Origin of the sequence: Brucella pituitosa, from assembly GCF_003049685.1 — a bacterium.
In the GTDB taxonomy this organism is placed as follows: domain Bacteria; phylum Pseudomonadota; class Alphaproteobacteria; order Rhizobiales; family Rhizobiaceae; genus Brucella; species Brucella pituitosa.
Map to the genome: position 1 here is coordinate 1 of NZ_PYSY02000006.1, position 14085 is coordinate 14085.

Below are 14085 nucleotides of genomic sequence, written 5' to 3' on the forward strand. Positions count from 1 at the left end.
TTGAGCAAATAAATACAGCGCCGTGAATGACGGTGACCCAAGCTCCTAGAGAAGCGAGATAATTTTGCATGGCCACCACAATAAAAGAGCCTACGACCGGCCCGTAGAGCGTACCAACGCCTCCGAGAAACGTCATGAGGATTACTTCACCCGACATTGTCCAATGTACGTCGGTGAGGCTCGCGATTTGTGTAACGATGACTTTTGTCGACCCAGCTAATCCTGACAACGCTGCAGAAATCACAAATGCCGCCAATTTGTATCGTTCAGTCGCAAATCCTAACGACTGGGCTCGTGGCTCATGTTCACGAATAGCTTTAAGAACCTGGCCGAAAGGTGAGCGAACGAGCCCGGAAAGGAACAGGAAGCCGCTTAAAAATATCACGAGTACGAAGGTATAGAGCATTGTTGGATCGCTCAGGTCGAAAAGTCCAAAAAGCAATCCACGCGGAACGCTTTGAATCCCATCTTCTCCTCCAGTTTGAGGTAATTGCAGCGCCAGAAAGTAAATCATCTGCGCAAGAGCGAGTGAAATCATAGCGAAATAAACGCCACTTGAGCGAGTGCAGAGCCAACCCGCCGCAAGCCCCAGTATTGCTGCTGTGCCAGTTCCGGCAAGGATTGCCAATTCCGGCGAGAACCCCCACGTTTTCGCAGCATAAGCGGTCACGTATCCAGCAGTACCTAAGAACATCGCATGTCCAAAAGATACCAGTTTTCCGTAACCCGCCATAAGATTAAAAGCGCAAGCGAATAAACCATATGTCATGGCTTTCATTAAGAATGCCGGATAAACAAAGAATGGAGCGATTGCTAAGCACACCGCCATTGTTCCAAACATTGCCCACCTCAAAAGGGGCGTTTCCTTAGCAAAGGTTGGAAGCGCCATGACAGCACCGCTGGTATATGTTTTTGCGCCGAACAGACCTGTGGGCTTCACCAGAAGAACGAGTGCCATCAAAAGGAACACAACTGTTGTCGATGCTTCCGGGTAAAATGCTTTTGTTAAGCCCTCAAGAATCCCTGCTGCAAACCCGGCAACGATAGCTCCCTTAATCGAACCCAATCCGCCGATAACAACCACAGCGAAAATGACGATTAAGATGTCAGCTCCCATAGTTGGATTTACTTGGAGAATGGGAGCGGCTAGAACTCCAGCAAATGCTGCCAATGCTGCGCCAGCACCATACACGAGCATTATCATCAATGGCACTTTAATACCGAAAGCCTGCACAAGTTCTGGATTCTCCGTCGCTGCACGCAGATACGAACCCAACTTTGTTTTCTCGATCGTGAACCAAGTCACTAAGCAGATTCCAAGTGACGCAACGATAACCCATGCTCGGTAATAGGGTAGGAACATAAAACCAAGATTTACTCCACCCGACAAAGAACTCGGGATCGCGTATGGAAGACCAGATGACCCGAACCAAAAGCGAAACACACCCTGAATTACAAGCGCCATTCCAAATGTGAGAAGCATACCGTAGAGATGATCGATATGACTTACGCGCCTTAGTATAAAGCGCTCCATCAACATACCAAATGCACCCACTATCAAAGGACAGAGTAGGAGTGCCGGCCAATATCCCAATCCCCATTGAGTTCAACAAAAGCCAGGCTAGTACCGCACCCATCATATACAAAGCGCCATGAGCGAAATTGGCGATGTTCATCATCCCAAAGATGACAGCCAGGCCGAGGCTCAATGTAGCGTAAAAAGCCCCGTTGATAATCCCCAGTAACAACTGACCAAAGAGCAGAGCAGTTGGGATACCGAATATAGTGACCATGCTTAGTTCCTATACATACTGGAGATCAAAGGCCCAGATAACTTTGGATGGAAGGAAGGCGACGCTCGAAGTCTGCAGCAGCAACTTCGTCCACGATTGAACCGGTTTCTACGATGTAGTTTCGGTCAGCGAGGGCGTGTGCAAAACCTACATTTTGCTCGACAAGAAGTATCGTAAATCCCAGTGCCTTAAGTTTTATAATAGTGTTTTCAATCTGTTTGATAATGATCGGTGCCAGACCTTCGGTAGGCTCATCAAGCAGAAGAATCCTTGCACCGGTTCTAAGAATTCTCGCCAAGGCTAACATTTGCTGTTCACCACCAGAAAGTTTCGTACCCGGGCTATCAATCCGTTCGCGTAAGTTTGGAAACAGCTGGAGGATATCTTCAACTTCCATTCCATTTGGAGCTATCTTAGGTGGAAGCATCAAATTTTCGCGCACGCTAAGACTTGAAAATATTCCTCTATCTTCCGGGCAGAACGCAATACCTTTTCGCGCAATATCATAGGCTTGGGAGGAAATGATTTGCTCATTGTTGTATAGTATCGAGCCTTTACGCAACTTCATCAGGCCCATCAAAGATTTCAGCGTCGTGGACTTTCCTGCACCATTGCGTCCTAGCAACGTAACGACCTCTCCTTGCGTAAGCCTAAAGTTCATGCCGTGGAGAACCTTGGATTCACCGTACCAAGCTTCAAGCTTGCTCACCGTCAGAACTTCGGCCATCAATGAGCCCCTCCCGTGTAAGCTGCTATAACATCGGGGCGATTTGAAACTTCCGAATAAGTGCCCTCAGCAAGAACCTGACCACGAACCATAACTGTAATTTGGTCAGCGAGGCGGGACACAACCTGCATATTATGTTCAACGAGCAGCACAGTTCTACCTTGTCCGGCCTTCCGGATGAGCTCAGCAACCCGATCAATGTCTTCTCGCCCGAGCCCGGCCATAGGCTCATCCAGTAAGAGAACGTTGGGATCGGCGGCGACCGTGGTTGCAAGTTCGAGAACTCGTTTGCGACCGTATGAGAGCTGGCCTACATGAACCGCCGCTTCGGCGGAGAAGCCAAATTCTTCGAGAATTTCATCCGATCTTTGAACCAATTGGCGATTGTTTCTAGCTTGCCCTAGCAATCGCCACTCCAAACGATTGCGTCGGAGGAGTGCGAGTTCAATATTTTCACGCACTGTCAGCGCCTGAAAGACAGCAGAAATCTGAAATGAACGAAGAACCCCGCGCCGTGCAATCGCAGACGGCTTAAGCACAGTAACGTCCGTGCCATCGTGCAGTATCCGTCCTTCCATAGGTTGCAGGAACTTGGTCAAAAGATTGAAAAGCGTAGTCTTTCCTGCTCCGTTCGGACCAATGACAGCTTGAATAGTACCCTTTTTCAGCGTGAAATTTACATTCTTTACGGCGTAAAATCCGTTGAATGAAATGCTGATATTTTGTGCCTCAAGCACAGCCATGTCGAATCCTCGCTCTGTCCAACCACAGTCAGAAAGTCGATAGTTACGCTTGGCACAGAAACAGTACGTTGGGTAAAAAGCGAGCCTTTTCCTAATCGTAGGTTCCTACGAAAAAGACTTCTGCATCATCTAAACGTTCCCCACGATCGATCTATGCCGAACTTTGTGATGCACCACAGTGGCGCACTACTAGCGCGTCTGTCAAGCGCCTATTTTTAATTAATTCATTCACCCAACGGCTTGACAGCGTACCAAAACTAACGCGATGTAGTGCGCTACAATAATGCGCTACCAAAAAGAGGTATGCCTTGGGAACAGAAATTTCTGGCTATTGCACACTGTGTCGCTCAAGATGCGGTACGATCAATACTGTTGAAAATGGCCAGCTTGTTTCGGTTCGGCCAGACACGTCGCATCCAACAGGCAGTGCAATGTGCATGAAAGGACGCGCAGCACCAGAACTCGTTCATAGTCCCCACCGGCAGTTATATCCTATGCGCCGGACTTCTCCCAAGGGGTCACCCGACCCTTGCTGGGAGCGTATAAGCTGGGAAGAGGCGCTGTCTGAAACAGCGGCTCGTCTTTCTTTGATTAAACAAGAAAGTGGTGCAGAGGCAGTTGCGTTTTCTGTGACAACGCCCAGCGGCACTCCCCTCTCCGACAGCATCGATTGGATAGAGAGGTTTATCCGAAGTTTTGGCAGTCCAAACACATGCTATGGCACCGAAATCTGCAATTGGCATAAGGATTTCGCTCATGCATTTACGTTTGGATGCGGAATACCCCCCGCCGATTATTCCAATTCCGATACAATTGTTTTGTGGGGCCATAATCCGACAAACACCTGGCTTGCACAAGCCAGCGCAATTTCTATAGGCCGTGCAAAAGGGGCTAAGTTGATCGTGGTTGATCCTCGCCCAACGGCTCTCGCGAAACAGGCGGATGTATGGCTTCCGGTAAGGCCCGGAACAGATGGTGCACTGGCGCTTGGACTGCTGCGAATAATGATTCAAGAGCAGCTTTATAATGAGCGCTTTCTACGTGACTGGACCAATGCACCATTGCTCGTGCGCGATGACAATGGGTTGTTCTTGAGGGAACAAACGCTCTGGCCGGATGCTACAGAAAACCGGTATGTTGCCTGGGATGTCAGATCAGGCGTACCTACCCCGGTAGACGCTATAAAATCTCCATCTTCTGTGCTGACAAACCGCTTTGCACTAAAGGGCAAGGTGGAAGTGAAGCTGGCTGTTGGTGCCCAAAAAGTGCTTTCCTGTCGACCGGTATTCGAATTGTTGTCATGCGCTACGGCCAGTTATGATGCTGAAACGGTCGAGCGTCTTACAGGGGTATCTCCGGTAGCACTAAAAGCAGCTGCGGAATTAATCCGAAGTGATAAACGTATTTCTTACCATGCATGGACAGGTATCGGGCAGCACAGCAACGCAACGCAAACAGAAAGAGCCGTTGCAACACTTTATGCCCTTACAGGAAGTTTCGATCTTATCGGCGGCAACCGCGTACGCCGCGGCCCATACTATCGGCCAGTTAATGCACTGGAAAAACTGACTGAAAAGCAATTTTCCAAAACATTAGGCGCGGAAATGAGGCCTATTGGTCCAGCCTCTATGGGCTGGGTAACAGCCCGTGATATGTACAAAGCCATAATCCATGGTGAGCCTTACAGCATACGAGCAATGATGGCTTTTGGTACGAATTTGCCTATTTCTCAAGCTGACAGTTCGCTCGCAGAAGAAGCACTTAAAAAGCTCGATTTTCATGTCCACTGCGATTTATTTGAAACACCCGCGGCTAAGTATGCCGACATATTTCTTCCAGTGAATACGCCTTGGGAGCATGAAGGTATTCGCTTCGGCTTTGAGATCAGCGATGATGCAGCGTCTCTGGTTCAGTTGCGTCAACGAATGGTCGAACCTCGCGGAGAATCTCGTTCGGACAACGATATCATTTTTGATCTCGCGGCTAGAATGGGAATGGCAAAAGAGTTCTTCGATGGCAGTCTGGAGAATGGGTGGAACTATATGCTTGAGCCCCTCGGACACACTGTTGAAACGCTCCGCATTGCTCCAAAAGGCGTAAAAGCACAGATAGATTCTAGAGAGCGTAAATATAGTCTACCTCATCACGATGATCAGAACAGGGTTCGAGCCTTTGACACTGAAACAGGACGTGTTGAACTGTATTCGGAATTGTTGCAGCGCAACGGGCAGCCTGGGATACCGACTTTCATTCCCCCCGCTGAAGATGAAATCTTAGAGCACAAAGGTCTGCGCAGAAAATTTCCTCTGGTCTTAAGTTCAGCAAAGAACGGATACTACTGCCATAGTCAACACCGTAGTCTTGCCTCATTGAGAAAGCGAGCGCCCGATCCCGTTGCAGAAATCGGTGAAGGTCTGGCGAAAGAGCGCGGCATTCAAAGCGGTGACTGGATCCGCATCTCTACGAGAAATGGCGCAGCCCGCTTTGTGGCCAAACCCACGCCGGGTCTTGCAGACGACGTTGTCGTGGCTGAATTCGGCTGGTGGCAGTCCTGCCCTGAACTGGATCGTGCCGAACTTTCTGCTCAGGGTCCTTACAACAGTAACGCAAATAGCTTGATATCCGCCGACGCAGTCGATCCGATAAGCGGATCAATCCCTCACAGATCATTCAGATGCAATATAGAATTGGACCCGCTAACTGAACTGCGTCAGAGGTCTTGGAAAGGATGGAAAGAATTTAGAGTAAGACAGTCAGCGATCGAAGCAGATGGCGTGCGAAGCCTGATATTCGAAGCCATTGATGGTGAAGAACTGCCGGACTTTCGTCCCGGACAGCATATTCAAATCCAGATAGGTGATGATAACGAGCTAAGCAGAGCATACTCGTTGACGGGTGCAGCTGCGGTCGTTGCAAGGACTACCTACAGCATTTCTGTCAGACACCAAAAAGGGGTGACTAAAGATGGAAAATTCTTCGAAGGAAAGATGTCCAGCCAAATTCATCACGCCTTGAAAGACGGCGACACAGTTAATCTGAGAGCGCCATCAGGCAACTTTATTATTCCAAGATTTTCGCCTAAGCCGCTTATTTTCCTTGCAGGCGGTATAGGTATAACACCTTTTATAAGTCTACTTGAATCCCTGCCCGACAATGACGAGATTCAAATCAGCTTGCTTTATGGCAATCTTAATAGTCGAACACATGCCTTCCGCAGTCGAATACGCGAACACAAAAACAGACTGCCAAACTTTCATGTATTTGACTTCTATGACGCTCCTCTCGCCGAGGATGTTGAAGGCAAGGATTACTACAGCAATCAGCGCATTAGCGCCTCGATGATAAGTGACGAGCTGATCAAAATGCGTCCACGAATTTATATGTGTGGACCACCGGGCATGATGCATGCATTTTCTGAAGGACTTCAAAGTCGCGGTGTCCCAAAGTTTGACATTTTCAGTGAAGTGTTTCGCTCTCCGCCAGAAACTATGATGGATGACGGCAAATCCTTTCAGATTCAATTCGGTCGGTCGAAGAACGCCGAATGGTCAGCCTCGCAAGGGCCTATTCTTGATTTTGCTGAGAAGATAGGGGTTGCCTTGCCCAGCGGATGCAGGGTTGGCCAGTGTGAAAGCTGCGCTGTCAGAATTGTCTCTGGAACTGTCCAACACATGCATGGCTCAGAACCTGACGATCCTAATGTCTGCCTGACGTGCCAGGCACGGCCAACAAGTGATCTCGTACTCGACATTTAATACAGTCAAACCACGAAACTAATAGGAAATTTTTATGACCATCACGCCTGTAAATCTCTCACAGGATGAGCTTTCGACGCTACTTCCTATGAAGCAACTCATTGCAGCGCTGCGGATATCATTCACAACTGGATGCAGCGCACCTGCCCGTGAACATCATTCCATTGAAGGCTTAAACAATCAGCAAGGCACGTTACTGTTGATGCCTGCATGGTCTCCTTCAGGGAATACACGATTTATGGGGGTGAAGCAGGTTAATATTTTCCCAGGTAACGCCGAGTCCGGGAAACCTGCCTTAAATTCCACGTATAATTTGTTTGATGGCAATACAGGTGAGCATCTTGCGGCGATGGATGGCAATACAATCACGGGCTTGCGTACAGTGGCCGTTTCAGCACTTGCCGCTGATTATCTCGCGCGTCCAGATGCGAAATCGCTTCTTGTACTGGGTTCTGGACGCATTTCCAGTCTAATACCGGATGCTTACAAAGCTATTCGTGACATCGATAAAATCAAAATCTGGGACATTAACATTGAGAGTGCACAAAGACTTGTCGATGCTTTGAGGCAGAAAGGGTACAACTGCGAGATTGCTGCCTCTCTCGAAGACGCCGTGCCAGAAGCAGACATTATTTCGTCCGCCACACTTTCTCATACGCCACTCATATGCGGCAAATGGTTACGCCCAGGTACACATGTGGATCTGATTGGCGCATTTACTTCGGAAATGCGCGAAAGTGATGATGAGTGCGTGTCGATGGCCAAGGTCTTTATCGATACCGAAGAAGTGTTCCACGAAGGTGGGGACATCGTTCAGCCTATTAAGGAACGCGTAATTAATCGTAGTCATGTTCAAGCAAAATTAGCAGATCTGACGTCAGGTACTACTATTGGGCGCTCCAACAACGAAGAGATAACGCTATTTAAAGCAGTAGGTACCGCGCTGGCGGACTTGTCAGCCGCAACCCTCGCCTTTCAAACAAAAATGAGAGAATAAATGAACTCGACCGACGCAGAGTTTTGCACGGATAAAGAAACCTCATCTGGATGACACTCGCGCGCACGGCGCTTTCAGTGAAATGAGCGGACAGGTGGTGCGGCTTGGCGCGATCTCCACGCTCTGTCATAACATATCTTGAAAGGAATCGAACCGAGAACCCAGCGACGCAAGTCTGCTAAGTCGTTGCGACGTCTCGAAACTAAGCCTTCCGACTCTTCAAGAATGAGACTAGCTCATGAGTAATCCCTATGAGGCCCTGCAGTTGGTCAACTGAAGGCTCAAGATCCACATTCCCATGGATGATTTGATTGCGTATCGTGGCGAGATTTCGCAAAGTCTCTGCTTGGCTTGGAGTCACAAACCCGCCAGTAGCCAGCAGTTCAACCACACGTCCAGGGGTTTGTGGTTTTAGTGTTTCACTAGGCTCCAAGTGTCGAGCGATGGCTTCGAGAGATGCCCACGCGAGCAAAATTGAGGCTCGCGGATCAGTCAATTTGTTCAACGCTTCAACGGTACGTTCAATGGCGGCGACGCTTGCAATTGGAACCTGCCGTTCAGCTTGCCCACCATAAACGACCTCAAGCCTCCAGTCGGGGTGATCCGCCAAAATTTCCCGCAGTCTTCGAATCTTTGCTTGTGCCGTCGGGCTGCCTTTAGCCACAACTTCCACAACGATATTGCCCTTTGGACCAATCGCAACAGCGTCAGCTTCATAGTCGGCCAGAAACGCCGGAAGGTCTGATCTTTTGGGACTCCTCACGACCCTGTAACCCTGCGCACCAAGACGGGTCAGATAGTCATCCAGCGCGTTTCTTTCGACTGCGGCAAAGTCAATCATTAGAAGCTTGGTTCCTCAGGGACTGAATCTACTCGAATATAGAGGATTGGACCTTCCGATCCTAGTGCCTCTACCAACTTGTTGGATGGGTTGGCGAAAGCCGCGTTTGCATCCGGCCCGAATCTTTGAACCACAACCCGATCAATAAGGCTATCATCGAGATAAACGGATGGGATCATGGCATCGAGAGTTAACTTGATGATATTATCGACGTCGCCAATCATTGGTGCTTGAGGAAAATAAAACAATGTGACCGAGAGGCGAGTTTGGTCGAGAGACCACGCTCCCTCCGGCAATGCGGCCACGGCCGCGTTTGCAACCCTGGCTTTCCATTCCTGGCGCGGTGCGGAAAGCTCACTTTGAGAGCTGACCGGAGTTCCCATTACGTTAAACTCAAACGGCAAATCTGGCCACATGGCTCCCCGAGTCGTCTGTCAATAAATTAAGCTCACTTTAGAACAGATAGCTTCGCAATTTTCCACGCTTGAGTTTTAGAAGTAAGCGCCTTCCGCTACTGCTGCGCTAATTCCCAGTCGTCCGGAATTCGCGCTCGCATTTCAGCAAAAGGCCATACGCTCATAATTGGCTCGAGCTCCGACAACACGCATTGAAGTACATTACTGGCCGAACTACAGAATTCGACGCGTGTGTGAAAGATTGCCGTATCAAGAACGTTCCTTTGAGTGATTTTTATAGCTCTTTCGGCAAATTCAGGATGTGTATCAAAACGGGGATTTTGAAATATCTTCTCTTTGACTTTTCGAAATATTTCGATCGAACCAAGAAGCAGTATTCCACCGGCGCCCGTCCAAAGATATGGATTGGTGAAGCGAAAGCCCTGTATCTCCTCCTGGTAATCTTTGGTCCCTTCGATCTGCTCACACAATCTAGCAGCGAACAAGTCCGCTGCGAACTCTTCGGCTTTTGCGTCAACGCCCATTTGACGTCCGTGAGACTGGATATGATGCCCCAATTCGTGAGCAAGCGCGAAGATCTCCATTGCAGTCGCCATCTGCTCCATTAACAACACTTCTTCACGCGTGGACGGCCGAAATTCTGTTAGTGAATGCGTTCCGGCCAGCGCGTATGACGTAAAAATTCTCCACCAGTAAAGCAATAGATCAGGGTGTCGCCGCAGCTGCCGGCGTAGCTCCATTTCATTGAAGTTTATCCCGGTCTCCCAGTGGAGCAGATTGCAGGTTCGCACATAGGCTCTAGCGACAAGGCCGCAGTACCGCGTGAAATGCGTTCCCATCGCAATTATGGTCTGGTCAGTCATCATCACATTGATCGTAGACACCAAGGGGCCAGCCTTTGGCTCCACCGCAAAATGGGCCGTTTCGGCAAGCCGTCGATCTGACGGAGACAATCCGGCCAGCAAGGCCTTAACCAACCGTTGAAGCATAACCTCGGAATTGCGATTGACTCCCGGACTGGTGATTGGAGAGGACATCGCTTTTTGGTGCGTTATCTCCTCAAAGACCCGTGCGTCTTCCCGTGTCCATCCAGAGGCGAGATAGGCGTGAACGCGGGCTTCCCGATCTTCATCGCTCACAACATGATTTGGGTCATCGAATGATGACCACTCATTGTTCCTTGCCCTCTCCAAGAGCTGCGACCAGAGATCAATCGCGGCGGCTTTTTCCATCACTATGCTTTCATTGAAGGACGGCCGACGGGCCTCCGGGCTTCGGTCATTATAGAAAATACTGTGCCCAGCCTGAGGTCAGATTTGCAGATGATCGTGTCCCGGACACGCAGCTTAGGGCAACGTCTATTACTGATGGCGCAACAGTTTTGTAAAGTTACGACTTGCGATCGCTGTCCGAATTTTCTTCGTGGCCGAATATCGAGCGACCGCCGAACTCATGCGATCGATGAAACTCGCCGGCAATAATCTCTTTAAGATCAGGCCCGGTGACGTAGCGCTCAAGCCGCCTCGCCTGTTCGTCCAGTCGATGCAAGGCCAATAGCTCCTCTTGATGCCCCAATCTTCCTTTTTGGACCGCCGACTTCATCAGGCGTATCGTCTCGTCGTAGACCTTAATAGGGACAGGATACGGATGTCCATCCCGCACATGGAACAGGTGGCGGCCAAGCGCCGAAGAAGATCATTATAGGTCAAGATGTCCTTCATATTCGCATACTTGCGCTTGATGACTTCGAGATCGAATTTTGCTGCTCAAAAGGCGGGCAGGCCGGACTGCCGCAAGTGGCGACAATAAAAGCAGCGCTTTCGCATTTTGATCGGATCTGCCTCGCCGGTGGAACCTGCTTTGAATAGCGTCTGGTGAGTTCAGCCTCGCCATCGATGCCCCACTTTGAACGAGGGAAGAGATACTTCTCCGCCTGCATGTTTGCCCCGGATAGTTCCTTTGACGGAATACTGTTGCCCCGATAAAGACTCTTGCTCAGCAGCGCCTCATCGAACGGCTTTTTCACCCCGCAACGTCAATATTTCCGCCCGCATCGATGAGACAAATATCAATAAAGCGCTTTTTCTTTTGCCCAGGAATAGAGTAGGCATCGACAATCTGCACATTCTCCAAGAAAGCGACGTACTTGGGAAACAACAAAAGGATAACTTTTAATATCAGCCTCTCCTAATTCTTCTCGGAGTAGCTCACAGAACTGGCAAGCCAGCCAGAAATCATTTCTCGCAAAAGTTGATACTTTCCTATTTTGGCTTCGATCAACTCGGTGTGCGGCAATTGGGTGTCATGTACGTCGGACGCGCGGCGATTGAGATAGCGTTCGTATTTTTCGCGCGCGTCCGACGTATTCGTAAGATACTCTCCTATGATCGTTTCCGCACGGGCACTGGCATACTGATCAAGCTTGATGGAGCTGGGAAACTTGCTGAGAAGCTCACGGAAAACCGCGGACGGAATGGTGCCAGCTCGGTCGCCGCCGACTACAATTTCCCCGTCGGCTTCCATTACGCGAGCAACACGGCGAAAGATGCCCACACCGCGCTCCGCCACGAAGGTATTTCTCTCGAAAGAAACTTCCTTGCTTGAGATGAGGACGTCATGTTGACATACTAAGACGCAGCCAGGAATTCGAAAATAGCCGGCCTCCCTTTTCGCAAATCGGAACCGATAGATCGAATCTTCATCCGTTCGCTTCGATCGACGATTCAGCAAGTCACGCGTTACAAACGTGAACGCCCTACTAACCGTGACCTCGCCCTTTTCTTTCAGCTCGTCACTCACCCACTACGGGCTGTTAAACTCGGGTTCGTATTCGAGGATCAGGTCCCTCGTCGGCATCAAAGTGGACCATTTCGTTCCAGACCTAGTGCAATGAATGTTTCTGTTGGAAAATACCTTATTTCGCGTTTCTCTACATCATTGTTCAGCGAATCCGGTGATACTTAAGATTGAGAAGTAAAAGCGGGAAGGCGAGACCGGTGGCTGTAATTCGAGAGGTCGAGATCAGAAACTTTCGCCGCATCTCCTATTTGAAGTGGTGGCCCAACCCCGGTATCAACTGCCTAATCGGACCGGGAGACAGCGGCAAGTCAACCATCCTCGACGCGATCGATCTTTGCCTGAGCAGCCGGCAAAACTTCGCATTCACCGATGTAGATTTCCATCTCGGCAACATCTCGCAGCCAATAACGATCGATGTCACGTTGGGCGACCTCGATGACGAGCTCCGCAATCTGGAGAGCTATGGACATTTTTTTCGAGGGTGGGATTTCTCCACCGGCCTGCTACACAATGAGACAAGCGCATCGCTAGAAACGGTTCTCACAGTTCGTTTGATAGTCCGCGATGACTTGGAGCCTCAGTGGCTGCTTTTCTCGCCTGGCCCCGCTGCTGAGGATCGGGAGAAAAACCTTCAGTGGAAGCACCGACAGAAGATTTCGCCCGTCCGGCTGGGCGCGATCGCCGCCCATCATATGGGGCTCGGGCCGAGATCGGTTCTCTGCAAGCTGTCGACAGATGCGACGCAGGCGTCCGCCGCGCTTGCATCGGCATCCAGGCAGGCCAGACAAGCGTTTACCGATCAGGGGTGCCAAGGCATTGACACAATTCTCGAAGCCTCGAAACGGATCTCAAATGAGATGGGTATCAAGGTCGACGAGGTTAAAGCCCTCCTCGATGCCAAAGGCGTTGCGCTGTCGGGCGGAGCTATTTCGTTGCACGATCAAGACCAGATTCCTTTGAAGAATCTCGGTTCAGGCTCATCACGTTTGTTGGTGGCTGGTCTCCAGAGAGCGGTTGGTCGCTCGTCAATCTTCATCGTGGACGAGGTCGAGTTCGGTCTAGAGCCCTACCGCATTGTGAGGCTTCTGGATTCACTCGGCGCCAAGCGAAACGACCAAAGCCAACAGGTCTTTTTAACAACCCATTCCCCTATCGTGCTGCGAGAGTTGGCCGCAGTCCAGCTGTTTGCCGTACGCTCACACACCCAGATGATTTCGCACGAAAATCCAGCTCGCAAGATAACGCAAAACTGGATGACGACACTTGGAGGAGATGAGTCGGCACAAAAAACGCTTCGCGCCTGCACGGAGGCCTTCTTGGCTCCAAGCGTTATCGTCTGTGAAGGAAAAACAGAAATCGGGTTGATCAGGGGCATCGATCTCCACCGGCAGGACACAGCTCTTCCCAGTATGTTGGCGCATGGTTGCCATTGGGCCGACGGTGGTGGATCATCGATGATCGAACGAGCCCATATCTTTGCGCGGATGGGATACCGGACCGCGTTGCTAATGGATTCGGACGTGACCTATGGAACGGATGTCTACGCTGCGCTGCAGACGGCCGGGGTCAGCGTATTCCGGTGGTTAGATGGCTATTCCACGGAAGCAGCCCTGTTTGCATCGATCCCGGCCAGCCACATCCCTGCGCTTCTGGGCATTGCTTGCGACTGGCGCACTGCTGATTCTGTCGACAGCAAGATTCGAAACGTGAGCGGCAACCATTATAGTCTGCAGAGCTGCTGCTCCAGTTTCACGGAAGCGATGCGCCCGATCCTTGGCAAATGTGCTGGCGACGGAAAATGGTTCAAGGACATCGAGCCAGCAGAGCGAGCGCTGCGAGAAGTTGTCTCTCCAGTTTGGACGCAAGCAAACTCATTGCTCACTGGACCGATTAACCAACTTTGGCAGTGGATATCTCCAGTGCCTAATCCACCCCGCAATTCCGGTTAAGGTGCATGGTCACGGTCGCCGAAATCATTGAAGTAAGACGCGGTCACATCGAGGCACCAGCCGGA

Annotated in this window: 10 protein-coding genes and 2 pseudogenes; 3 read left to right on the forward strand and 9 right to left on the reverse strand. The window is 50.3% G+C overall.

All coding sequences use genetic code 11. The features are described 5' to 3' along the window. From C9380_RS27260 to C9380_RS23845, 4 genes and pseudogenes are all read right to left on the reverse strand, one after another. Positions 1 to 889, reverse strand: an 889-nt coding sequence (locus C9380_RS27260; RefSeq protein WP_217284126.1) for a branched-chain amino acid ABC transporter permease, incomplete at its 3' end; no start/stop codon positions are given. 27 nt (positions 890 to 916) lie between these two features. Next, positions 917 to 1793, reverse strand: a pseudogene (locus C9380_RS27265) (branched-chain amino acid ABC transporter permease); the annotation flags it as partial. A gap of 25 nt (positions 1794 to 1818) precedes the next feature. Next, positions 1819 to 2520 carry an ABC transporter ATP-binding protein gene (locus C9380_RS23840; protein WP_128094888.1) on the reverse strand — a complete coding sequence of 234 codons (702 nt, stop codon included), beginning with the start codon at positions 2518 to 2520 and terminating at the stop codon, positions 1819 to 1821. Beyond that, positions 2520 to 3263 (reverse strand): ABC transporter ATP-binding protein, encoded by a 744-nt coding sequence (locus C9380_RS23845; RefSeq protein WP_128094889.1) that lies wholly within the window; start codon positions 3261 to 3263, stop codon positions 2520 to 2522. The genes C9380_RS23840 and C9380_RS23845 overlap by 1 nt, the downstream gene beginning before the upstream one ends. 308 nt (positions 3264 to 3571) lie before the next feature. On the opposite strand from C9380_RS23845, the gene C9380_RS23850 reads away from it, so the two are divergent. Further along, complete coding sequence (locus C9380_RS23850; protein ID WP_128094890.1) at positions 3572 to 7018, forward strand: molybdopterin-dependent oxidoreductase; 3447 nt, start codon at positions 3572 to 3574, stop codon at positions 7016 to 7018. A 34-nt stretch (positions 7019 to 7052) separates the two neighbouring features. Next, positions 7053 to 8015 carry a bifunctional Delta(1)-pyrroline-2-carboxylate/Delta(1)-piperideine-2-carboxylate reductase gene (gene lhpI / locus C9380_RS23855; RefSeq protein ID WP_128094891.1) on the forward strand — a complete coding sequence of 321 codons (963 nt, stop codon included), beginning with the start codon at positions 7053 to 7055 and terminating at the stop codon, positions 8013 to 8015. 202 nt (positions 8016 to 8217) lie between these two features. Here lhpI and C9380_RS23860 read toward each other — a convergent pair whose 3' ends face one another. The 5 genes and pseudogenes from C9380_RS23860 to C9380_RS23880 all read right to left on the reverse strand — a co-directional run bounded on the left by C9380_RS23860 (position 8218) and on the right by C9380_RS23880 (position 12071). Next, the gene (locus tag C9380_RS23860; protein WP_128094892.1) at positions 8218 to 8856 is read right to left on the reverse strand and encodes a hypothetical protein; all 639 of its coding nucleotides are present in this window, start codon (positions 8854 to 8856) and stop codon (positions 8218 to 8220) included. Beyond that, complete coding sequence (locus C9380_RS23865) at positions 8856 to 9272, reverse strand: RusA family crossover junction endodeoxyribonuclease (RefSeq protein WP_128094893.1); 417 nt, start codon at positions 9270 to 9272, stop codon at positions 8856 to 8858. The genes C9380_RS23860 and C9380_RS23865 overlap by 1 nt, the downstream gene beginning before the upstream one ends. Positions 9273 to 9367: 95 nt before the next feature. Then, positions 9368 to 10504, reverse strand: coding sequence for a M48 family metalloprotease (locus C9380_RS23870; protein WP_128094894.1), 1137 nt, complete (start codon positions 10502 to 10504; stop codon positions 9368 to 9370). 157 nt (positions 10505 to 10661) lie between these two features. Further along, a pseudogene (locus tag C9380_RS23875) lies at positions 10662 to 10931 on the reverse strand (DUF763 domain-containing protein); the annotation flags it as partial. 528 nt (positions 10932 to 11459) lie between these two features. Next, positions 11460 to 12071, reverse strand: coding sequence for a hypothetical protein (locus C9380_RS23880; RefSeq protein ID WP_128094895.1), 612 nt, complete (start codon positions 12069 to 12071; stop codon positions 11460 to 11462). Between the two features lie 197 nt (positions 12072 to 12268). On the opposite strand from C9380_RS23880, the gene C9380_RS23885 reads away from it, so the two are divergent. Further along, on the forward strand, positions 12269 to 14020 hold the full coding sequence (locus tag C9380_RS23885) for an ATP-dependent nuclease (protein ID WP_128094896.1): 1752 nt from the start codon (positions 12269 to 12271) through the stop codon (positions 14018 to 14020). Positions 14021 to 14085: the final 65 nt, after the last annotated feature.